The sequence below is a fragment of the Vitiosangium sp. GDMCC 1.1324 genome, from assembly GCF_003044305.1.
In the GTDB taxonomy this organism is placed as follows: Bacteria; Myxococcota; Myxococcia; order Myxococcales; family Myxococcaceae; genus Archangium.
Genome location: NZ_PZOX01000001.1, coordinates 1,100,088 through 1,122,258 on the forward strand (window position 1 = coordinate 1,100,088; position 22,171 = coordinate 1,122,258).

The following is a 22,171-nucleotide window of genomic DNA, read 5'->3' on the forward strand; positions in this document are numbered from 1 at the left end:
GGCCTTTCGTCAACCAGATTGCACTGCTCGGGCTCATGCGCGGAGAGTAGAGGGTTCCAGCCGGATGCGAGGGGTGTCCGGCTGCATGACTCGAGGAAATGATGGCGGCGAAGAAGACGAGAAAGCCTGGTGACACATCGCCCGCGAAAGAGTGGAAGCGCCTGGAGAATCAGTTCCTCAAGAAGCTGGGCAAGGACGCCGCCGGTAGCTATCCGGCGGAACTCGAGCCGCGCGCCATGGCCTTTCCGCACGGGTTCGACCTCTCGCCCTTCCTTCCCCCGGAGTACCTCCAGTTCGTGAAGGAACTTGGCTACCGGTGGGTCTCCAGCGGTGATGCGGCGCTGGCCTTTCTTCCTCCCCGCTGGATGCTGTCGCTCTCCCAGCAGATGGGTGAACCGGGCCGCAAATGGGTGGAGGTTCGCAAGGAGCGAGAGGCCGGCACGCACGCCTACCGTTTCGTGATGTTCGCTTCCGGCGACATCAACGACGTCAACGGGTACTGCTTCGGCAAGAGCGAGGACGGCGACGAGCTGGTGGTCTGGAATGTGGAGGACAGTCTGCCTGAGCGCGAGCTGGGGCCGTTCTCCACCTGGCTCGAGCAGAAGCTGGGAGCGCTGAGCGAAGCGCTCTCGGAGCTGGACGAGGAAGAGGCGGACGAGGACGAGCAGGAGCTGGGAGATCCTCTCTCGCTGGAGAGCGACTCCCTCCCTCTGGCGGTGAAGGCTCCCAAGAAGGGCGGCGCGGAGGGGCTGCTGTCCGCGTTTCCCAGGACGGAGAAGGAGCTCACGCTGAACGGGAGGAAGCTGGGGGAGCTGCCCGCGGTGATTGGAGAATTCTCCGAGCTGACGAAGCTGGATCTCTCCTTCAATCGCGAGCTGAAATCCCTGCCTCCGGAGGTGGGTCAGCTCCAGAGCCTCGAGTCGCTCAATCTGAAGAATACGGGGCTCACCTCGCTCCCCGAGGAGCTGGGCCAGCTCAAGCAACTGAGGTTCCTCGACTTGCAAGCCACGGAGCTGAAATCGCTCCCGGCCTGCCTCTTCCTGATGACGAGCCTCAAGACGCTGGACCTCTACTGGACCCCCATTCCTCCAGAAGAGATTGAGAAGCTGCGGAGGGCGCTCCCGGACTGCAAGGTGGGAACCCTCTAAGCGCGGCGCCGTGCCCTCCAGGTGTCGCGGTCCTGGCCCCAGATCTCCACCGGAGAGCTCTCATAGGGCGGCGGCAGCTTCCCCGGGCCCAGCAGGCGCGAGCCCAGACGGATGGCCACCTGTTGAGACGGCGTGTTGTCCGGCGCGATGGAGTGAATCACCCGGGTCCACCCGAGGTGATCGAAGGCCCAGTCGATGGTCGCCACCGCGGCCTCGGTGGCGTAGCCGCGACCCCAGGACTCGCGGATCAGGCCCCAGCCGACCTCCGGCCCCGGCCAGCCCTCCGGCATCCAGGGACCGACGCGCCCCATCCAGCGGCCCGTCGCCTTTTCAATCACGGAGAACATGGAGAAGCCCTGGAGCGCCCACGAGCCTGCCATGGCGCTCATGGCTCGCCAGGCCACCGAGCGCGGCTGCACTCCGCCCAGGAAGCGCGCGGACTCCGGGTCGCCGATGAGGGTCGCGAAGCCATCCAGATCCTCCAGTGCCGTGGGGCGCAGGATGAGGCGCGCGGTTTCGAGGGTCGGTCCAGGAGCAATCACCTTCGGTCTCCAAAGCAGGGAGTGAAGGGGCCAGGGTCGCACCGGGATACCCCTGGGGCAAGGGAGACAGGTGTCGAGCCCGTCTCCCCTGCCTGCCTCAGCGGCCCTTGTAGACGGGCTTGCGCTTCTCGGCGAAGGCCTTGAGGCCCTCCAGCCGGTCCTCGGTGGCGAGCACCTTCTCGTAGTGGCGCAGCTCCAGCGCGAGCGCCTCGTCCATCTCCAGCGACAGGCCCTCGTCGATGGCGTGCTTCGCCGTCGCCACCGCGATCGGCGCGTTCTCCACGATGCTCTCCGCCATCGAGTACGCCGTGTCCAGCAGGTGTCCCTCCGGCGCCAGCCGGTTCACCAGCCCGATGCTGAAGGCCTCGGCCGCGTTGAGGCGCCGCCCGGTGAGGATCAGATCCTTTGCCCTGCCCGGCCCCACCAGCCGCGTCAGCCGCTGCGTCCCGCCTCCGCCGGGGATGATGCCCAGCTTCACCTCGGTCAGCCCCAGCTCGGCCGCCGGCGCCGCCACCCGCAGGTCGCACGAGAGCGCCAGCTCCGTCCCTCCGCCAAATGCCGCCCCGTTGATCGCCGCGATGAACACGCAGTCGCTCTTCTCGAGGGCCCTCAAGGTGCGCCGCAGCCCGTCCAGGAAGGCCCGCACCTCTGGCTCGCTCATCGTGCTGCGCTCCTTCAGGTCCGCCCCCGCGCAGAACGCCTTGTCCCCCGCCCCGGTGATCACCACCGCCCGCGTGTCGTGGCCGCGGGAGACGCGGGTCACCATCTCCTCAAACTCCTTCAGCATCGACCGGCTGATGGCATTGCGCCGCCCCTCGCCGTCAATGGTCCAGATCTCGATGGGTCCTCGTGCGTCGACCTTGAATTCCGCCATGTTCCCTCCCTTACCGGGCCCTACACCGGGCCACCACTCGAACCCCCAGCCTGCGGCGAGTCTTCGGGCCTGACAAGGCGGAAACGGTTACTCTTTCCGACGATGCGCACCGCCGTTGAACGCTCCCTCGCTCGTTGGGCGCCCTGGCTCCCTGGCCTCGCGCTCGTTCTGCTCGTCCCCCTCGAGGCCCTGGCCCGCGGCGGAGGTGGCGAGCACTACTCCGCGCCTTCCCGGGACCGGGATTCCGGCGGCGGGGGCGGCGATGGCAGCATTCCCATCGAGCTCCTCTACTGGCTGGTGCGGCTCACCTTCCGCTATCCCCACATCATGCTCCCGCTGATCGGGGTGGGTGTGGCCGTCTGGTACTTCTACCAGCGCAACCTCCACCCCACGGGTGCCACCCAGCGGGCCTTCCAGCAGCGCGAGGCCGAGCAGCGCACCCAGGTCTCCACTCGGGACGTCCAGGGCTGGGTCAACGCCCTGCGCCTCAAGGATCCCCAGTTCGAGCTCCAGCCGCTGATCGACCGGACGCGCCAGCTTTTCCTGTCGCTGCAGGACGCGTGGTTCAAGCGGGACATGTCCCCCGTGAGGCCCTTCCTGTCGGACGCCACGTACCAGCGCTTCGACGTGCAGCTCCAGCTCATGGCGGCTCAGGGCGTGCGCGACGCCATCACCGACATCGAGGTGCTGGACGTGCAGCTCATCGGGCTGGACCAGAGCCAGTGGTTCGACACCGTCCACATGCGCGTGCGTGCCCGGATGCGCGATACCGACGTGGCCGCCTCCGCCTCCGAGTCCGAGGCCATCGCCGCGGCGAAGCGTGCCTCCCTCGAGGCCTTCACCGAGGTCTGGTCCTTCGTCCGCAAGCCCGGAGTCCAGACGCGCATCGGTGAGGATCTCTTCCAGGGCAAGTGCCCCCAGTGCGGAGCCCCGTACAAGGGCGGCGCGGCCAACCGCTGCGAGTACTGTGGCGCCATCGTCAACTCGGGCAACTACGACTGGACGCTCTCGGAGATCACCCAGGGCATCGAGCATGTGCGCCACTACGCCCAGGTGGACAACCTGCGCGAGGCGCGCCAGGCCGATCCGGCCCTCAACCTGGAGATCCTCGAGGACCGGGCGTCGCTGCTGTTCTGGAAGTGGATCGACGCCCAGAGCCGCGGCACCACGGAGCGCCTGCACAAGGTGGCTGCGCCCCAGACCCTCAGCCGGTTGGACGAGGAACTCGGCGGTCTGCGCGAGCGGGGCCGCCGGAAGGTGTTCCTGGAGTGTGCCGTGGGTGGCGTCATCACCCGGGGCTTCACGTTGAATCCGGAGGGCTTCGATCGAGCCGACATCGAGGTGCGCTGGAGCGCTCGCATGGGGATCGGTCCGGCGAATGAGCACCCGCCCTCCTCCCTGCCGACGATGCCTCAGCGATGGGTCTTCACGCTGGTTCGCAAACACGGAGCCCAGACCAACACGGACAACGGCATGTCCACCAACCGGTGCCCTCAGTGCAACGCGCCCCTCACGGACTCGGCCGCAATCACCTGTGATTACTGCGGCGCCGCGCTGGGCAGTGGCGAACGGGACTGGGTGCTGGCCTCGGCGGATCCCTTCGAGTCGTGGGATGCCCGCGAGCAGCGGCGCTTCGATGCCGCCGCGAACCAGCGCCGGAACGCGGTGCGCGCACCTGCGCCCGCGCGCCCGCCCACGGTGGACGAGCCGGCGCCCGTCCAGGGAGTGGTGGATGACGTCATCGCCGATCCCCAGGAGCGCCAGCGCCTGCTCTACATGATGGCCGCGCTCGCGGCGTCGGATGGCGAGGTGGCGAGCGCGGAGCGCAAGTTGCTCGAGCTGTGCGCACGCCGCTGGAGCGTGCCCTGGAGCAACGTGGAGATGGCCATCAACGCGGGTCCCCAGCTCTTCACGCGGCTCGTCCAGCGCGGCACGCCCGAGGCCGAGGTCTTCCTGCGCAACCTGGTCGAGATGGCCCTCGTGGACGGGCGGATCGACCGGAAGGAGCGGCGGATGCTCGAGTTCGCCGCTGGCCACCTGGGACTCACGGACAAACTGACGGAGTTCCTGCGCGACCGGTAGGGGTTGCCCGGCCGCGCGGCTTGCTCGCGGGACTCACACCACGACTTCCCGCCTCGGCAGCGCGACCGTCGGCACCGTCCCGACCTCGTCGGTGTAGCAGAAGGCCAGGTAGGCCAGGGAGAGCGGCACCGTGAGGAGGAGGGCGAAGGCGGTGACGCCCCCCAGGGCCGAGAGTACCGCCAGGACGAGCCAGTTGAGGAAGTAGGCCGCCCAGTCGTTCCTGCGCCGGAAGATGCGGCCGCTCTCGGAGAGCGCGTCGAGTGTCTTCCGGCCATCGGCGGCGAGCATGGGGGCGTGGAACCAATACAGCGAGAGGAGCACCCCCGGCACGATGAGGAGCGCGTAGCCGATGGCGAGGGGGATCCCCATGGCCAGGGTGAGCCCCCAGCTCTTCACGAAGTTGCCCTGCCGCTCGAAGGTGGCCTGCCAGCGGACGGGCCGTCCGGAGCGGGCACACTCGAGCGTTTCCTGGAGCAGGTTGAGCGAGAACCAGGGCCCGGGGATGATGACGAGCCAGCCGGCGAGGACCACCAACCCTCCGAGGAGCAAGCCCCCCACGTTGGCTAGAAAGAAGTCCCAGGTCCGCTTGAAGCGCTGATCGATGTGCGTGTCCATCATGGCGTGCGTTCCTCCGTCGGAGAGGACATCTCCTCATCCTCGGAATGGAATGCACGAAGGCTCCGTTGTGACTCCCCCCTGGTTCCAGGCGGACGGGCTCCCGCCTGAAGGTCGATGATCAGAGCGGCCAGGGTTCGGCTCGCCTGGCCGCACGGTGCGGCCGCCGAGGTCTGTTCGAGACCCCGGCGGCTCGCATCAGCCCTCAGTTCCAGGGATTGGCGGGCTGATCATTGATCGCCACCCAGAACCGGCTGGCGGAGCTGATTACCCCCTGGGCCCACCAGGTCCAGCCGCCATTGCCGTCGTGGAACTCCGCCATCCGGAAGCCCGTGCCGAAGGTTCCGGCGCAGATGGCGTCCGCGGCGCTCCTCGAGGTGAGCGACGTGCCGGCAACGGGGCCCGTGAGCCGGACCTCACCGCCCGCCCAGCCGTTGTAAAAGTCGAACGTGATGTACGAGGGAGCCGTCCGGTTGTCCTTCTTGAGGCACAGGATGGGCAGGGACACGCTGGGGCTCGTGTCGCCCGAGTAGACGTTCGACAGGCTGTCGTTGCCCACGTGCACGTACGAGCCGTTCGTCCCGAGCACCTTCCAGGTCAGGCCGAGGTGCGTGGCGCCGCCCTGGGTCACCTGGATGTTGCGCGCCGTCGACGCGTTGAACACGCGGCCATGGGCGTCGCTCACCGCGGTCAGGGTGAGGCCCTTCGTTCCCGTGGACGACCAGGAGTGGGACACCGCCGTTCCGGTCGCCGCACCGCTCGGGTACGACGTGGTCCCATCGCCCCAGGCGAGCTGGTAGTTGACGTTGTCCGTATACGGCCAGCACGGGCGCATCCGGGCGGTGTAACCCTGCGAGAAGTTGACCGGCACGCTCCCGGCGCCGACCAGCATGGGCTGGAGCGCGTCGGAGCCGATCAGATCCCAGTAGTTGATGTGCCAGCGCGCGGTGTTCCACAGGTTCCACCGCTTCTCGCTGGTGAGGAAGGTGTCCGCCTGCGCGGTGATGTAGATCTGCCAGTCCAGATCGAACGTCAGCGCGTCCACCGTCTCGTAGTACCCGTCGCCGTTCGCGTCGCCGCAGTTGTTGCCGTAGTAGCCCCACAGGTCGCCGTACAGGTAGGGGCGCACGCCCACCTGCGCATAGGCGAAGCTGTCACTGTAGAGGTATCCCCGGAACCCGACCTGCGCGTACACCGTGGGTTGGATCCGCCCGGACACACTTCCGGTGAACGTCTGGGGAGAGCTGCTCGTGCTGATGTTGGCGTAGCCGCCGCAGCTGTCGAGCGTGCAGGAGTAGTCGAAGTAGCCCGAGGCGGCCTCCGAGGCGCTGTAGGTGACGGAGCCGGTCACGGACGCCTTGAGCTCCAGGCCCGCGGTGATGGGCAGGTTGAAGCCGACGTAGACCGGGATGGGGCCGATGAAGAAGGTGAAGCCGAAGAGGTGCGGCTTGGCGATCTGCCACTCCCAATTGCCGGGGCTGGCGTAGTTGACCGTGCCGCTGAGCGTGGTGCCCGTGTTCACCATCACGGTGCCATAGGCGCGCGCGTGGTCGAACTTGACGCCATAGGGGATGCAGATGCCGAAGATCTTGTAGCGCTTCAGATTGACCTGGACCTCACCCGACGCCGACGTCTGCGCGTCGCCCGTCAGCGACAGGTTGCCCGAGAAGCCTCCGCCAATGTTGAAGTTGGTGTTGAGGGGCGTGCTGTAGTTGAAGGACTTGTTCTTGCTCACCACCTTGTCGCTGCACTTCCCGAAGAGCCCCAGACGGGACATGCCCGAGGAAGGAGCGATGGGCAGGGGCTCCCCGATGTCATCGGGCTCGGCAATGGCTTGCAGCGCGGGGGTGAGCCAGCCCTGCTGCTCGGAGATGGCGATCTCGTTGACGATGGTCTCGCTGAGGACGAAGGCCGTGCTGGTGGCATCCACGGAGCTGAGCAGGTCCTCCCTCACGCCGGCGGGCAGCGGCGCGTTGTAGAGGCCGTTCACGTCCTGGATCATGTACATCCGCTCGCTGAAGTACCGGCCGTCATCGTCCACGGCGTAGCCACTGGACTGGACGAGCTGCCAGCTGGAGCCCTCCTCGAGCGTGTATTGCCAGTAGGTCTCACCGGGGATGCTGGCCGACGGCGACACCGTCTTCACCTGCTTCTGCTGGGCCCAGGCCGGCTGTGCTCCCATCGCGAGCAGCAGCACCGCCAGTGTGTGTAAGGCGAGCTTGTCAATCGAATTCCGCATGAATCCTCCGTCAGGAGCGGTTCGGTGCGGAATATTCCACCAATACTGGTGGTGAAATCAAGCAAATCAAACATTTCTGGTGATATGGGAAATCGCCTGTCGCGCCGCGTCCTCCACCGAGTCGCAGCGAACGAGGTGCGGGTGGCGCTTGATCGCCGCCCAGATGTAGTTGCGGCCCGGTGCATCCGGATCGACGTGGACGAAGGTGGCGATGCCCCGGCCGGCGAGCAGTCCGAGCTCGAAGCGAGCCGCCAGGGAGGGCGGAGCCTCCGGGCCTCCGACGAGGTGGAAGATCACGCAGCCCGCTCCGAGGAGGCCGTCATGTTCCTCGGCCACGAGCTGGTCGATGAGCTCCTGGTGCTGATCGCCGTTCTCGTGGGTGATGCCCCGCCAGCGCGGATCCGTGGGATCGTGACAGGGAATGTTCGCCGCATCGAGAAGGGCTCTGGCCCGGCGGCGCCAGTCCTCCCCGACACTGCCGTAGAGCGCCACGTACGTACCGGCCGGATGTGCGGGACGGGTCATGAGCCCTTCTTTACTTGCCCTGGGGTGCAGGCGGCGTGTCTTCAGCCGGCCGCAACAGGCGGCGACGGATGCGCTCCAGCGGCATGGCGAGGAAGTTGACGTAGAGTCGGAAGGCCCGTGCCCGGTATTGGCTGCGGGTGGCTTCCCTTCCCCACCAGTAGAAGAGCCGCGCCGCCAGCAGGAGCAGCAGGATCGCCACCCAGGTGCACCAGTGGGGCCAGTCCCAGGCGAGCACCGCATGGGCCACCAGGGTCACGGCATGGCCCAGCAGGACCAGGATGATGGAGACGAAGACGATCCCCATCATCTTGGCGGAGTCGACAAAGGAGCGCGTGTCCGTCGGGTCGATGCCTCCGAGGATCTCGTAGAGGATGTAGTCCGTGGGCTCGTCCAGGCTCCACAGCCTGACGAGGTCCGGCTCGGTGTTGAGCCGCTGGGTGACACGGGTCCGAAGGTCCGTCAGGGCCCGCGCCTCGCTCTTCACGGAGTCGCTGAACCGGGGCCACTTCGGAGGATCGAAGTTCTTCTTCAGACAGTTGTCGAAGAGCATCTGCTGGGTGGCGTAAAGCCCGTTGCTGATGCCGATGACCACCAGAATGGCGATGGGAACGAAGAGCCCCGGCGACGACTCGAGTGACTTGAGGAAGCCGAAGTAGCACATGACCTGGGTCTGCGCCGATTCCCCGTTCAGCACGGCGCGGATGAGATCGCCCAGGGCGAGGATGACGAAGAAGGTCACGGAGGGAGCGAGGCTCCTGCGGATCAGCCCCTCGAATGTCTGGATTGCCTTTTCCATGACGGGCTCGGTTCGTCCCCGGATGGTGCAGCATCCCGGGAGGACGAGCACCGTCCGAGAGTCGCGAGTGTCAGCCGCCAGACCCGGGGACCCGGGCCAGGGCGTGCCAGCCGTTCATTCCTGGAGGGGCTGTTCGGGCGGCGGACAGGGCCTGCCGGTGCTAGCCTCCGCGCGTCCTCTTCTCACCCCACCCTACCCATGCTCCGGACTCTTGCCCTCTCGCTCTCGCTCCTGTTGCTCGTCCCCGCGTGCGTCAGCATCCGCACGAGCAGCCGGGATTTCCTCTCTGAAAACGACTCCCAGTTCTCCACCTCCTCGCCGGTGGATGAAGCCACCCAGCGGCTCATGGACGTGCTCTCCCGGCGAGGCATCCACCTGATCGATCGAAAAGAGCTCGAGCCAGGCAAGGTGCTGCTCAAGTTCAAGGGCACGCGGATGGTCACACAGGAGGGCAAGTACGGCAGCGCGGAGATCGGTTCGGCCTATTACGTGCACGTCCAGCCTCGCCCGGAGGGAGGCACCCAGCTGTCGTTGTTTGGCAAGCCGACCTACAGGGGCCGCGAGGTCTGCACGGACCATGATGACGGCACGTTCTTCACGTGCGAAGGGAACATCCGGGGACTCGGCACTCCGCCCGAGATGACGGGACGCGAAGAGTCCGAGACCATTCGCGGTGTCATTGTCGAGCTCTCCATGGAGAAGCACTGAGGCTGTCCGCGGAGACGTTGCGCTCGAGGAGGTTGGGAGCAATTTCGAATGCAGCGGATCACCCTGGAAGTATGCGTGGACGACGTGGCCGGCCTCTGCGCGGCGGCCGAAGGAGGAGCCGACCGGATTGAGCTGTGCGCCGGACTGGAGGTGGGTGGCCTCACTCCGTCGCGTGGGTTGATGGCGCGGGCCGCGGCACTCGGCATCCCGGTGCTGGCGATGATCCGGCCGCGGGCGGGCGACTTCGTCTACGACGCGGCGACGCTGGACGTGATGCGGGCCGACATCGACACAGCGCGCCAGGCGGGTCTTGCCGGCGTGGTGCTGGGCGCGAGCCGGCCGGATGGGCGGCTCGATGAGGGTGCGCTCGCGGCGCTCACCGCGCATGCGGCGGGGCTCGAGGTGGCGCTCCACAGGGCGTTTGATCTGGTGCCCGATCCGCTGGAGGCGCTGGAGACGGCCGTGTCGCTGGGGTTCGTGCGGATCCTCACCTCGGGGGGATGCGCGACGGCGCTCGCGGGGGCGGAGACAATCGCCGCGGTGACGCGGGCCTCCAGGGGCCGGATTGTCATCATGCCGGGCAGTGGCGTGCGGCTCGACACGGTGTCGGAGCTCCTGGCGAAGACCGGTGCGCGCGAGGTGCACGCGTCGTGTTCGGTATCGCACGAGTCGGCGGATCCGCGCGTGGCGGCGCTCGGCTGGGGCTCTCCCCTCGCCCGGCGCACCGACCGGGCCACCGTGGAGGCCCTGCGGCACAGGCTGAACGGGCTCTCTGCCCTCTGAGCAGGCGCGGCCCCACCCCGACCGTGAACTTCGAGCTCGACGGCCAGGAAGAGGTCGATGAGTTGTGGCGCACGCTCTCCGCCGGTGGTTCGGAAGGGTCCTGCGGCTGGCTGAAGGACAACGAGAGCGCCCGGTCTCCATGGCTCGAGGGCGCTCCCCTCCCCTTCATCAGCGATGCCGCCGAAGCGGTGAATCCGGTATATCTCCGTTAACCAGCTTTTGCTGGTTGCGAGACCGGTCATGGCCCGACTGCGACCGGAACTCGGCCCCGTCGCTGTTCACCCTCAACCCCTGAGAGCCATGAAGATCAAAAACATGGGCGTCGTTGTCGGCGCCACTCTGCTCACGTTCGCCGCGCTCAGCGCCGACGCGCGCAGCACGTACTTCCATACCGAGATCCATCCGCCGCACTGGCTGCCGTGGACCACCGATGGCGCATCCGCGATCGAGAGCGGCCCGGCGTTCCTGACGCACGGCCTGCGCTGCAGCGGCCGCTACTGCGACAACGTGAGCCTGCTCAGCGTGGAGTCCGGATACACGCAGACGAACAGCTGGTGGACGGACTACTTCTCCGAAGAGGGCACCCACGAGCAGGTGTGCGGCAACAACGGCTTCGTGACGGGCCTCGGCTGTGCCGGCGACTACTGCGACAGCATCGCCCTGCGGTGCTCGCAGATCGACAACGGCGGCGTGCGCTCGAACTGCTACTGGACGGAGTCCATCTCGGAAGAGAGCGGCGGGAAGTTCGTGGCCCCGGAGTCCATGTACCTCGCGGGCGTCCGGTGCTGGGACAGGTACTGTGACAACAAGCAGCTCTATCTCTGCCAGGCGGACAACGGCGGGCCCTCTTTCGATCTGAGCGCGCTGGCGACCCGGTACGCACCTCGCCTGCGCTTCGATCAGGAGACCACCACGGGCTCCGGCGAGCAGAGCAAGTGCTTCCCGGGCGACGCGGCCACGTACTTCGCGCAGCGCGCGCAAGGCGCCACCCCCGTTTCGCTCTGCAACAAAGATTATTCGACGATCCGGAACAACCGGGTGCCCGCCTACTACATCGCGAACCAGGTCGGGACGAACACGGTGCTCATCCGCTATTGGTACTTCTATGCGTGGCAGAGCACGTGCTTCGCCAACGAGGGCTCGCACGCCGCGGACTGGGAGTCGATGGCGGTCCTGGTCGTCAATGGGCAGCTGAGCCGGGTCGCGTACTACCAGCACGGCGGATGGTACAGCCGGGAACCTGGCGCGTTCGAGACCGTGGACGGCACGCACCCGGTTGGCTACGTCGGGAAGAACGCCCACGGCACCTACCACGACTCCGGCGGCTCGGGCGGCTGCCTCTACTTCGAGGACTTCCGCAATCCCGGCGGCAACGACTACCGCATGGATACCTGGAACAACCTCGTGCCTCTCACCCGGGGCGGCAATTCGCCCGCGTGGATGAACTGCACGGGCTCGGGCTGCTTCGATGGCATCGGGCATCCGATTGAGCAGACGGGGGACCTGCGGACGATGCGCGGCTGCGCGAAGGACGGCTGCGGCCGGTCTTCCCTCGGTGAGAACATGCCCTTCCAGAACGACCCGACGGGGGCGGATCACACGGCCGTCTACGTCCAGCACAGTGGCAGGGTGATCGATGTCCCCGGGGCGAGCACCAGCGATGGCGTGAAGCTCGATCAGTTCTCGAACTGGGGCGTGGACAACGAGCGATGGCTGCTCGAGTCGACGGGAGACGGGTACTTCACGTTGCGCGCACGCCACAGCGGAAAGTGCATGGACGTGTCCGGCTCTTCCACGACGGCCGGCACGAACGTGGTCCAGTACACCTGCAACGGCGGCGACAATCAGCGCTTCCGCCTGCTCCCGTACGGGAACGGGTACTTCGCGATCCAGGCGAAGCACAGCAACCAGTGCCTGGACATCGCAGGCGGCTCCATGGACGACGGCGGTTTCCTGATCCAGTGGCCGTGCAGCTGGACGGCGAACGAGAGCTTCCGCTTCGCGCAGTGATACGGTGATGCTCGCACGGGCCCCGGACCCAACGGGGCTCGTGACGGGCGGTCTCTGGGAGTCGCCCTCCCCATGATCATGAAGTTTCCCTTCATGGCGTATTCACAACACATGGGTTTCGTGGAATCGGTTCCGGGCGCACGATGCCCCTCCCCCGCCCGGAGGTTTCCTCTCCTTGACTGCTCATCGCCCGGACATTCGCACCGCCTCGCTGGGAACGGGCGCCCTGTGCGCCATGCTCGTGCTGGCGTGTAGCTCAGGCCGCGGCGGCGTGACCGAGGCCCCCGTCACGCAGCTGCCCCCCGTGACGGCTCAACAGTTGCGCACGCCGGACATGTTCGCGCGCATCACGTCCCGTCCGGAGCGCTCGCGGGCTCTCTTCCTGGAGGCCAGCCGCGTGATGCTCCATCCGCGTTGCACCAACTGCCATCCCGCCGGAGACACGCCCGCCCAGGGGGATCATGGGCTCGCGCACGACCCGCCCGTCTTGCGCGGCGACAAGGATCGAGGCGTGCCCGGACTGGAGTGTACGTCCTGCCATCAGGACAGGAACCTCGCGAACGCGCGGGTGCCGGGCGCCCCTCAGTGGCACCTCGCACCGCGCTCGATGGCCTGGGCGGGCGTGACGCCCCGGGCGCTGTGCGAGCAGCTCAAGGATCGCCAGCGCAATGGCGGCAAGAGCCTGGAGGAGCTCATCGAGCACTCCGCGCACGATGCGCTCGTCGGGTGGGCGTGGTCACCGGGGTGGGATCGGGTCCCCGCTCCCGGGACCCAGGAACAATTCGGGGCGCTGATCGCCGCGTGGGCGAAGGACGGCGCCGAGTGTCCGGACGAGGAGGCACGACGGCCATGAGCATCCATCTGAAGCTGAACGGAACCGAGCGCGAGCTCGAGGTCGACCCGGAGATGCCCTTGCTCTGGGCCCTGCGGGACGTGCTCGGCCTGACGGGCACCAAGTATGGATGCGGCCAGGCGCTCTGCGGCGCGTGCGTCGTGCACCTGGACGGAGAGGCCGTGCGCGCGTGCGTCACCCCGGTGCGCCGAGCCGAGGGGCGCCACGTCACCACCATCGAGGGCCTGTCCGCTGATGGCTCGCACCCGCTGCAGAAGGCATGGGTGGAGCTCGCGGTGCCCCAGTGCGGCTTCTGCCAGTCCGGGCAGATCATGACCGCGGCGGCCCTGCTCGCGAAGAAGCCCCGGCCCAGCGATGTCGAGATCGACCAGTCGATGAGCGGCAACCTCTGCCGGTGTGGCACGTACACGCGCATTCGCTGCGCCATCAAGAAGGCGGCGGGGATTCCCCATGAGTGAGCACGCCATGGACGGCAACCCCATCCGCCTGTCGCGCCGGTCCTTCCTCGAGGGGGCCGGACTGCTCACCGCGGGTCTGGCACTCGAGCTGCTGCCCACGAACGCGCGGGCCGCCATGCCCGCCGTGTACCCTCCCCTGCCCGCTCAGGGCTTCCGGCCCACCGTCTTCGTGCACGTGGCACCCGACGGCGTGATGACCATCGTCTGCCATCGCTCGGAGATGGGACAGGGCGTGCGCAGTTCCCTGCCCGTGCTCATCGCGGATGAGCTCGGCGCCGACCTGGCGCGGGTGAAGGTCACCCAGGGCGATGGGGACTCGGCCTACGGAGACCAGAACACCGACGGCTCGAGCAGCGTGCGCATGTTCTTCACGGATCTGCGCTACGTGGGCGCTACGGCGCGCACCATGCTCATCACCGTCGCGGCCAGACGTTGGGGCGTGCCCGCGAACACCTGCGTGGCCCGGGACCATGCCGTGTTCCACCCGGCCAGCAAGCGCTCGCTCGGCTTCGGAGCGCTGGCGAACGACGCCGCGAAGCTCCCGGTCCCCGAGCGGAAGGACGTCACGCTCCGGCCCCGCTCCGAGCTGCGCCACCTGGGCAAGGAACTGCCGTTGCTCGATGGGCCGGACATCGTCACCGGCAAGGCCGTCTTCGGCGCGGACGTGGTGCTGCCCGGAATGCTCACCGCGATGATCGTTCGGCCCCCCGTCGCGGGAGGCAGGGCCGCGCGACATGACGCGACGCGCACGCTCGCCGTGCCAGGCGTCAAACACGTGGTGGAGCTGCCCGCGCCCAAGCTGCCCTTCGTCTTCCAGCCGCTCGGAGGGATCGCCGTCGTGGCGGAGAACACGTGGGCGGCGATGCGCGGACGCTCGGTGCTCGATGTCACGTGGGAGCACGGGGACAACGCGGGCTACGACTCGGCCGGGTACCGGCAGGAGCTCACGAAGGTCATCGGCTCGGCGGGCAAGGTCGTGCGCAACGTGGGCGATGCCGACGCGGCGCTCGCGAGCGCGAAGCGGAGGATCGAGGCCGACTACCACACGCCACACCTGTCCCATGCGCCCATGGAGCCGCCCGTGGCGGTGGCGAGGGTGGAAGGAGGCCGGTGCGAGGTCTGGGCCTCCACCCAGGATCCGCAGACCGCCCGCACCGAGGTGGCTCGAGCGCTCGGCATCGACGAGAGCCAGGTCACCCTCCACGTGACGCTGCTCGGCGGTGGCTTCGGCCGCAAGTCGAAGCCGGACTACGTGGTGGAGGCCGCCCTGGTGTCGCGCGCCGTGGGAGCCCCCGTACGGGTGCAGTGGACGCGCGAGGATGACGTGCGCCATGACTACTACCACTCGACGAGTGCGCAGCGGCTGACGGCAGCGCTCGACGACTCGGGCAAGATCGTGGCCTGGCACCACCGCATCGCGTTTCCGTCCATCGGCTCCACCTTCTCGGGCGCCACGTTCGCGGGCGTGAACGAGCTGAACCAGGGCATCCTGGATCTGCCGCTCTCCATTCCCCACGTGCGCGCGGAGAACTGCGAGGCCCGCGCGCACACCCGCATCGGCTGGCTGCGCTCGGTCGCCAACATCTACCACGCGTTCTCCGTGCAGAGCTTCATCGACGAGCTCGCCCACGCGCGTGGGACGGATCCTCGCGACACGCTGCTCGAGGTCATCGGCCCTCCGCGCATCGTGACGCCCATGGAGCTGGGCGTGGAGAACGTGCGCAACTATGGTCAGTCCCTGGAGGAGCACCCGATCGACACCGGGCGCCTGCGCCGCGTCATCGAGCGCGTGACGGAGCTGTCGCGCTGGGACACCCGGAAGCAGGAGGGGCGCGCATTGGGGCTCGCGGCGCACCGCAGCTTCTTGTCGTACGTGGCGGTGGTGATGTCCGTGGTGAAGGATCCGGACGGCCGCATCCGCGTGGACGAGGCGTGGATCGTCGCGGACGCGGGCACCGTCATCAACATGGAGCGGGTACGCGCGCAGTTCGAGGGCGCGGTCGTCTTCGGCATGAGCCTGGGGCTCTATGGCGCGATCACCATGAAGGACGGAGCCACCGAGCAGAGCAACTTCCGCGACTACCGCCTCGTGCGCATCGCGGAGGCCCCCCGGCGCATCCATGTCGACGTAATTCCCAGCGAGGGCCCGCCGTGCGGAGTCGGAGAGCCCGGGGTGCCGCCCGTGGCCCCCGCGCTCGCCAACGCCATCTTCGCGCTCACCGGCACCCGCGTGCGCGAGTTGCCATTCGTGCGCTCGGTCCGCGTCTGAGTTGGACGCGACGGCGGCCGGGGGCACGGCTGGAATCCTCAGGGCGGGAGATCGAATTCCTTCTTCGTCCCCGTCGTCTGAAGACCTTGCGGCGTGAGTTTGAAGACCTCCGCTTTGAAGTGGTAATTGTCCGGGCCGGAATCGCGCCTCAGCGCCAGGAAACCAACGCCGCCACGCTCGCCCAGGACGCCGAAGAGCGAATGGGTGAAGTCTGTTGCCCAGGTCTTGAGCGGACCGCGACTGATCCTGCCTTTCGCATCGAGCGGGAAGACATAGAAGAAGCGAAGTCTCGAGGCGGAGCCAGAGACCGCGCCCAGCCCATTGGCCAGGACGAGATAACGTTCATTGCCCCACTTGAGCTCGAACGCTTCGTGTCCTTCCTCGAGCCAACCTCCGAACGGATCGTCGCCCGCCGCCACGCGAAAGACTTTCGCTCCGATGGTGAATGACTCTCGCTGTTTCTCCATGCCTTGATAGCGGACCTCATACCGGTAGGAATGGGGTCCCGCTTTGACGACCAGGGCCCGGCGCTCATCGGGAGAGTCATAACGGAGGGATTCACCCGCCGTGGGCAGGCAGGTGACGGTCAAACCCTCTCTGCCTATCAGCGCTTCGGTGGCCTTGCGTATCGCGGATTCCCACGCCGAGCTTTGTGAGCAGTCGGCCGGGTGCTCGAAGTGGCTGCCCGACACCGGGCTGTCGGAAGCGGATTGGGCGGCGGCGGTGGTGTGCAAGAGGCCCGTGCACACCGTCAGCAGTGCGGCAACTCTCGTCACCAACAACGACGGACGACCCCTCTTGAGCATGGCTCCCTTTCGTCACCGGCCCGGCATGAGGTGCACCGGAGCTGGACGGCCCGTTCTACTGTGCGATGTCGTCCAGCACATCGGAGAGGCGGGTGGCGTTCAGGGCCCGATCGAACCAGCGGTCGAGGGTCGCCAGGTCGGTGCAGGAAAGGATGCGCTGGCGGGCCGCCTCGTCGACCTGCACGCCGCGCGCGGTGAGAATCCGCAGGACGTCCTCGGCACGCCCTCGGGTCAGCCCCTCCTCCCGGCCCTTGGCCAGGCCTTGCTGGAGTCCTCGCTCGATGAGTTGCTCGCCATAGCTGCGCATCAGCTCCTCCGTTCGTTGTCCACCCAGCACCGAATGTAACACCCGTCGGGCAGCTGCATGGACGGCCTCGTCGCCTATCCACAGTAGATAACGGATGACCACCACCAGATGCTCGGCCCCCTCGGCATCTGCCTGCACCTGCGCGAAGAGTGCCGTCCAGTCCGGCAACTTCCGGGCCAGCGCCTCGGTACGTCCGTAGCACAGGACCAGCCATGCCAACCGCGCCAGCGGCGGACCGGGGCGTCCTCTCAGCGCTTCTTCCCGCTCGGCCGTCAGGTCATCCAGCAAGTACTCGAAGCGCGGCACCAGTGCTCGCCAGCGCGCCTTCTCCTCCTCTCGTCCCGGTAGATCGAAGAGAGCCTCCACCCGGTGCGGCGCCGTCCAGGCCCCCTCGGGCCCGTGGTACATGACGAGCGGGATGATGATGGGCAGCAGCTCACTCTCCGGGTGCTCCTGGCGCCAGCGCTCCACCTGGCGCACCACGTAGCGCAGCATGCGCAGCGCCATCCACCTGTCCACCGTGGACTGATGCTCGAGCAGCACGTACAGCAGCAGCGGGTGGCCTGTGCGCAACCGAGCCGTGAAGAGCAGATCGCTCTCGGTCTCCCGCAGCTCAGGATCCACCACGCTGCCGGGCTCCCGCCGCAGGGACGCCCAGTCCACCTCGGAAACGACATGTGCGGGCAGGACGGCTCGCAGCTCGGCGGCGGCCCGCTCGGGGTGGCCGAAGGTGTAGCGGGCGAAGAGGTCATGAGGTCCTGGCATGGCGAGCCGCCTCAAGCATGCGGCGGGCCAAGGGGGCCAGAATGACCTCAGCAACCGCCAACGCTGTCCAACTGACGAGACCGCTGATCCCAGAGCAGAAAGCTCCCGTCCTTCTCGCAGCACCCGATGTAGAGGACATCACAGCGGTGCTTCTGCGCCCATTTCACATCGACATCCTGGGGCGTCACCTGGGTGCAGCCCAGCGTGCGGTCCGCGGGCAACGGTCCGCGGTTGCTCGGCTGGCTGCCCGGAAATGATTGCCACTTCAGACCGGACCGACTGCTCAGCCCCACTCGGACCTCGGCCGCATCGTCGTACCTGAACCGACGGAGCTCGCGCGACAGCGTCTCCAATCGAGGGCCGGAAGGATTGGGTTCGGAGGTCAACCCCCGGGCGAGCTCCGACTGGGAGCGCAGGCCCGGTAGCGCATAGTCCACGGTGCCGTCGCAATTGAAGTCGCCCTTGATTACCTCCGGTCCTGTCGCGGATGGATCCAGGATACCGAGCGGGGTGAAGTCGGGGGCGGCCTTGCGGAGCGAGGCCTTCACGTCGGCGGGAAGCGCGGAGAGGTAACGCTCTTGTGCCTTCACGACGTCTACCCACTGGGCCCGGGCCTCTTCCTCGGAGGCGAAGCCGCTCGAGGCCCACCAGGGTTTCGCACTGGGAGCGACTGCCTCCGGACGCGCCCCCGCGTCGGCAAGCACCGAGGGAGGCGCCCCCCCGTCAGGAAGTGCCTCTGCTTCCACGGCGGCTGGCGCCTCCGAAGGCTTGAAACTGCTGACCAGAGAGCCCGCCACCATCAGCCAGGCGATCGGGGTTGTGCGGAGGGGATGACTGCGTCGAGCTCGGATGGGCATGTCGCCCAGCCTAGGTCATTGCGGCCCTTCCGCGACAAGCCCTAGCGGCCTTGGCGGCCCCTTGAGTCTGCCCCGTCTTCGAGGTCTTCGACACCCAGGGCTACGCGGAGCAGTTGGTGAAAAACGGACGCAAGGCCCCGGAGCCGCCCTCCCCTTGTAGCCTCGCGCCCCACGACGGACCCTCCCGAGTAGCCTGTGGGTTCACAAGAACGTGCCGATTCCCTCGCGCGTCCCCGTCACGGCCCATCTGGCACGACTGCTGCTCCGCGTGCGCCCGCCTCGGCCCCATTCCAGGGGTCCCGCGTATGAGGACAGCAACCTATGCACGATGTCGATTTCCTTCCGAGCCGGAAACATTGGATGGCGGGCCTGGCGTCCGCCCTGGTGGGGGTGATGGGGTGTGGCGTGGAGCCCACGCCCGCTCCCGAGACGCCGGTGACCACGCCCACTGACCTGGGTCAGTCGCAGCAGGACCTGATGGGCAACATCGTCTACGGAACCGACTGCTCCACCGGCATGCAGTCCTTCCTGGGAGACGTGATGCGCTATGGCCGCGTGGCGGCGGCCTCCACCGCATTCGAGCAGTGCGTGGATCAGCGCCTGACCGAGCGCTACAAGAAGTGCAACGGCGACCCGTTCTACTCCGACACGCTCGACACGCAGAAGGCGCAGGTGCTCTGGGTAGCCCGCAGCGCCAACGCGGTGAAGATGAACTGCACGGGCGGCGGCGGCAACGCGTCCACGGGCATCGGCTCGTACGGCCACACGGACAACGAGGAGTTCTGGTGGGGCGGCTGGCTGACCAGCGTCTACAACTCGCTCGGGTGGCCGGTGTGTAACGGCACCAACGGTCCCAACTGCCGCTTCGCCGCCGCGCCGTGGCCTTACTCCCAGGCCGCTGGCATCAGTTGGCACGAAGTGATGCACACGCATGGCTACACCCATGGTGCCAATGATCAGGCGAATGCGAAGGTGGCGTGCGGCTACGGCACGCTCTCCGACAGTCAGTGGCACTTCCAGTACAACACCATGCCGTACATCATCGGAGACTGCCTGGGAGAGGTCATCGATCGCTCTGGCCAGCGCTGCGGCAACGTGGACTCCTGCGGCGCCAACGCGCTGCGCATCGTCGACGGCTTCGACTCCACCACCTGCTCCTGCCAGTACGATCCGCGCCCGACCGCGCTCGGCATGGTGGACATCCGCGGCGAGGGCCATGTGGACGCGAAGATGGTGGAGGGCGAGCGCATCCCGGTGGGTTGGCTCTACGCCAATGACAACCAGACGGGCTGGGTGGGCGACTTCAACGGCGATAACCGCGACGACTTCGTCATCCGCAGCCCCTGGGGCCTGGGCCTGGTGGCGCACGATGGCTCCGGCATGAGCATGCTCGCCGGGTACTCGTACGGCACGTGGCTGGGGAGCTGGCAGCTCGGCTCGGCGGATCGCATCGAGGCCGTGGTGGACCTCAATGGTGACGGCCGCGATGAGCTGGTGCTGCGCAATGCCAACGGGCTGGGGGTGCTGTACCTCAACACCAGCGGCAGCGTGACGACGATGCACGTCGTCAACTACGGCACGCGACTGACGGGTGGCTGGCTGCTGGGCAGTGGGGATGAGCTCAAGGTCAAGGGTGACTTCGACGGAGATGGGCGGGAGGATCTGCTGCTGCGCAGCGCCTGGGGCATGGCCATCCTGCGGCGCAACAACAGCACCGGGCAGTTGGAGACGGTGAACATGTCGGCGTACGGCACGTCACTGGGTGGCTGGGTGCTGGCCTCCACGGACGCGGTGTGGGGCGTGGGTGACTTCGACGGCAATGGCCGCGCGGAGCTCGTGCTGCGCAGCACCTCGGGCCTGGGCCTCCTCACCCGCGACAGCACCGGCGCTCTCTATCCGATGCACCAATTCCCGTTCGGCACGTGGCTGGGCAACTGGAACTTCGGCAGCGACAACACCGCGCCCGCCTTCGCGGACTTCAACGGAGATGGCCGCACGGACATGGTGCTCCGCAGCCCGTGGGGTTGGGGCATCATCTCTCGCTCCTCGACGGGCAGCCTGTACGACCTGGCCATGCTGCAGCACGGAAGCTGGGCCGGCTACTGGCACATCAGCAACGACAACACCGTGCTCGGCGCGCGAGACCTCACGGGCAATGGCCGCGCGGAGCTGGTGCTCAGCAGCCCCTGGGGCATCGGCGCGCTCCAGTACTACAGCGGCTATGGCCTGTGGTCCGAGCTGACGGTGCCCTACAACGGGCTCGTGTCGAGCTGGATCATCTCCCCCAATGGTGTCCAGGCGATGGGCGACTTCGATGGTGATGGCGCCAGCGAGCTGCTGATGAAGAAGTACTAGCGGAGTCTTCAATCCAACGGGAGGACTGATGATTCGTGTATTCATCGGCCCTCCCGTGCGCTCAGGCGGCACCCGTCAGCGGCCCTCCCCCATCAGTCGGGGCTCACGGCGCGTGTGCACATCACGCCATAGACTCCACGCCCGCAGACATCCGCGCTGCCGTCGTTGTTGATGTCGGCCAGCATGACAGTGGCACGGGGCGAGGGCTCGCTCACCGCGCAGGTGCGGTCGCGCGATCAGGAGCAGATGCCGCCGCGCTCGTTTTGGCTGCAGTAGCGGGCACAGAAGCCAGCCGTGTTGGTGCATTCGGTGCCATCGCAACAAATGAACGTGGGAAAGTTGAGCTCGGTGCGGCTGCCCGGCTCAGCCGCCTCCTCACACGTGGCGCCGCTGGCGCACGAGATGTCCTCCTGTCCGTCGGACGTGCCTCCACAGCCTGCCAGCAGTCCCGCTGCCATCAGTCCTGCAATGATTGTCGCTCGCATGTGTATCTCCTGGTTTTTACAGCGTTTTCTGCCTTTCCAGGGTATCCTCGCCAACGGCGGTAGGGCAAGCGAAGTTTCCTTCCTCTCCCGGCTCCACCCTCCCGAGCTCACGCCCCGGGGTAGCGGACTCAAACCGTTCAAGCCGAACATCGAGCACTTCACGGAGTACTGCGACTGAGCTCGAGGCGCATGGCGCGCCAACCGGCCGCGAGGAGCACGGTGTAGAGGACGACGAAGAGCGAGTGGATGACCAGGTCGGGCACCGGGCTGCCGACCTGCCACGAGGCACCGGCTTCGAAGGCGCCCTTGAGGCCGCTCAGCAGATGGCGAAGGAGCATCAGCCCCGCGAGCGCGAGGCGCTGCGGCCCCTGCACCCAGATGGTGGTGAGGCAGATGCCGCCGATCAACGCATAGAAGAGCGAGAGGCTGGTGAGCGTGGCGACGGTGCCCTCGTGGAGCGCGAGCGGCTCGAGGTTCACGATGCTTCCGTAGATCTCGACGGGCCGGAGCCCCGACAGCACGCCGAAGGTGATGGCGATCAGCGCGTCAAACCCCAGCGTCGCGGACAAGAGGTGCTTTTGCATGGCGGGTTTCGGAGGAGGAACACGGCATTAACGTGCGGGGGTGCTCCCGATTGCAACGTCTGTATTCCATCCTTCCGATACTCCGCGGAGGGTCAGGCCCACACGCTCCC

The 22,171-nt window shown here is 67.3% G+C and carries 20 protein-coding genes; 9 read left to right on the forward strand and 11 right to left on the reverse strand.

The annotated features are described in order from the left end of the window. The first annotated feature begins 98 nt into the window (after window positions 1–98). On the forward strand, window positions 99–1,148 hold the full coding sequence (locus DAT35_RS04235) for a leucine-rich repeat domain-containing protein (RefSeq protein WP_233261285.1): 1,050 nt from the start codon (window positions 99–101) through the stop codon (window positions 1,146–1,148). On the opposite strand, the gene DAT35_RS04240 is transcribed toward DAT35_RS04235, so the two are convergent. Then, entirely contained in the window at window positions 1,145–1,690 is a 546-nt protein-coding gene (locus DAT35_RS04240; protein WP_108065548.1) for a GNAT family N-acetyltransferase, read from the reverse strand. The two genes, DAT35_RS04235 and DAT35_RS04240, sit on opposite strands and share 4 nt — an antisense overlap. Before the next feature lie 97 nt (window positions 1,691–1,787). Beyond that, the gene (locus DAT35_RS04245; protein ID WP_108065549.1) at window positions 1,788–2,564 is read right to left on the reverse strand and encodes an enoyl-CoA hydratase-related protein; all 777 of its coding nucleotides are present in this window, start codon (window positions 2,562–2,564) and stop codon (window positions 1,788–1,790) included. 102 nt (window positions 2,565–2,666) lie between these two features. Here DAT35_RS04245 and DAT35_RS04250 point away from each other — a divergent pair, with 102 nt between their 5' ends. Continuing rightward, window positions 2,667–4,646: a TIM44-like domain-containing protein gene (locus DAT35_RS04250; RefSeq protein ID WP_108065550.1), complete on the forward strand. Its 1,980-nt coding sequence runs from the start codon at window positions 2,667–2,669 to the stop codon at window positions 4,644–4,646. A gap of 33 nt (window positions 4,647–4,679) precedes the next feature. Here the strand turns inward: DAT35_RS04250 and DAT35_RS04255 are convergent, their stop codons facing one another. The 4 genes from DAT35_RS04255 to DAT35_RS04270 all read right to left on the reverse strand — a co-directional run bounded on the left by DAT35_RS04255 (window position 4,680) and on the right by DAT35_RS04270 (window position 8,821). After that, window positions 4,680–5,264 (reverse strand): hypothetical protein, encoded by a 585-nt coding sequence (locus DAT35_RS04255; protein ID WP_108065551.1) that lies wholly within the window; start codon window positions 5,262–5,264, stop codon window positions 4,680–4,682. 202 nt (window positions 5,265–5,466) lie between these two features. Next, window positions 5,467–7,500, reverse strand: a complete 2,034-nt coding sequence (locus DAT35_RS04260) for a hypothetical protein (RefSeq protein ID WP_108065552.1) — start codon at window positions 7,498–7,500, stop codon at window positions 5,467–5,469. Window positions 7,501–7,566: 66 nt separating this feature from the next. Further along, window positions 7,567–8,025, reverse strand: a complete 459-nt coding sequence (locus DAT35_RS04265; RefSeq protein ID WP_108065553.1) for a nucleoside 2-deoxyribosyltransferase domain-containing protein — start codon at window positions 8,023–8,025, stop codon at window positions 7,567–7,569. Window positions 8,026–8,035: 10 nt separating this feature from the next. Beyond that, complete coding sequence (locus tag DAT35_RS04270; protein ID WP_108065554.1) at window positions 8,036–8,821, reverse strand: hypothetical protein; 786 nt, start codon at window positions 8,819–8,821, stop codon at window positions 8,036–8,038. Window positions 8,822–9,019: 198 nt separating this feature from the next. On the opposite strand from DAT35_RS04270, the gene DAT35_RS04275 reads away from it, so the two are divergent. From DAT35_RS04275 to DAT35_RS04305, 6 genes are all read left to right on the forward strand, one after another. Continuing rightward, the gene (locus DAT35_RS04275) at window positions 9,020–9,529 is read left to right on the forward strand and encodes a hypothetical protein (protein ID WP_108065555.1); all 510 of its coding nucleotides are present in this window, start codon (window positions 9,020–9,022) and stop codon (window positions 9,527–9,529) included. A 48-nt stretch (window positions 9,530–9,577) separates the two neighbouring features. Next, window positions 9,578–10,312, forward strand: a complete 735-nt coding sequence (locus DAT35_RS60470; protein ID WP_108065556.1) for a copper homeostasis protein CutC — start codon at window positions 9,578–9,580, stop codon at window positions 10,310–10,312. A 300-nt stretch (window positions 10,313–10,612) separates the two neighbouring features. Further along, entirely contained in the window at window positions 10,613–12,322 is a 1,710-nt protein-coding gene (locus DAT35_RS04290; protein WP_108065557.1) for an RICIN domain-containing protein, read from the forward strand. Window positions 12,323–12,557: 235 nt separating this feature from the next. Continuing rightward, window positions 12,558–13,175, forward strand: a complete 618-nt coding sequence (locus tag DAT35_RS04295; RefSeq protein WP_108065654.1) for an Isoquinoline 1-oxidoreductase subunit — start codon at window positions 12,558–12,560, stop codon at window positions 13,173–13,175. Next, the gene (locus DAT35_RS04300; RefSeq protein WP_108065558.1) at window positions 13,172–13,633 is read left to right on the forward strand and encodes a (2Fe-2S)-binding protein; all 462 of its coding nucleotides are present in this window, start codon (window positions 13,172–13,174) and stop codon (window positions 13,631–13,633) included. Before DAT35_RS04295 ends, DAT35_RS04300 begins: the two co-directional genes overlap by 4 nt. Continuing rightward, window positions 13,626–15,902, forward strand: coding sequence for a xanthine dehydrogenase family protein molybdopterin-binding subunit (locus tag DAT35_RS04305; protein ID WP_108065559.1), 2,277 nt, complete (start codon window positions 13,626–13,628; stop codon window positions 15,900–15,902). Before DAT35_RS04300 ends, DAT35_RS04305 begins: the two co-directional genes overlap by 8 nt. Window positions 15,903–15,940: 38 nt before the next feature. Here DAT35_RS04305 and DAT35_RS04310 read toward each other — a convergent pair whose 3' ends face one another. The 3 genes from DAT35_RS04310 to DAT35_RS04320 are packed head-to-tail and all read right to left on the reverse strand — an operon-like array spanning window position 15,941 to window position 18,526. Then, window positions 15,941–16,708 carry a hypothetical protein gene (locus DAT35_RS04310; RefSeq protein WP_146209560.1) on the reverse strand — a complete coding sequence of 256 codons (768 nt, stop codon included), beginning with the start codon at window positions 16,706–16,708 and terminating at the stop codon, window positions 15,941–15,943. A gap of 55 nt (window positions 16,709–16,763) precedes the next feature. After that, the gene (locus DAT35_RS04315) at window positions 16,764–17,780 is read right to left on the reverse strand and encodes an Rpn family recombination-promoting nuclease/putative transposase (protein ID WP_108065561.1); all 1,017 of its coding nucleotides are present in this window, start codon (window positions 17,778–17,780) and stop codon (window positions 16,764–16,766) included. Between the two features lie 47 nt (window positions 17,781–17,827). Next, window positions 17,828–18,526: a hypothetical protein gene (locus DAT35_RS04320; protein ID WP_146209561.1), complete on the reverse strand. Its 699-nt coding sequence runs from the start codon at window positions 18,524–18,526 to the stop codon at window positions 17,828–17,830. Window positions 18,527–18,997: 471 nt separating this feature from the next. Here DAT35_RS04320 and DAT35_RS04325 point away from each other — a divergent pair, with 471 nt between their 5' ends. Continuing rightward, window positions 18,998–20,992 carry a VCBS repeat-containing protein gene (locus DAT35_RS04325; protein WP_158501543.1) on the forward strand — a complete coding sequence of 665 codons (1,995 nt, stop codon included), beginning with the start codon at window positions 18,998–19,000 and terminating at the stop codon, window positions 20,990–20,992. A gap of 236 nt (window positions 20,993–21,228) precedes the next feature. Here DAT35_RS04325 and DAT35_RS04330 read toward each other — a convergent pair whose 3' ends face one another. After that, complete coding sequence (locus DAT35_RS04330; protein ID WP_146209562.1) at window positions 21,229–21,477, reverse strand: hypothetical protein; 249 nt, start codon at window positions 21,475–21,477, stop codon at window positions 21,229–21,231. 158 nt (window positions 21,478–21,635) lie between these two features. Further along, window positions 21,636–22,061 carry a hypothetical protein gene (locus tag DAT35_RS04335; RefSeq protein WP_108065565.1) on the reverse strand — a complete coding sequence of 142 codons (426 nt, stop codon included), beginning with the start codon at window positions 22,059–22,061 and terminating at the stop codon, window positions 21,636–21,638. Window positions 22,062–22,171: the final 110 nt, after the last annotated feature.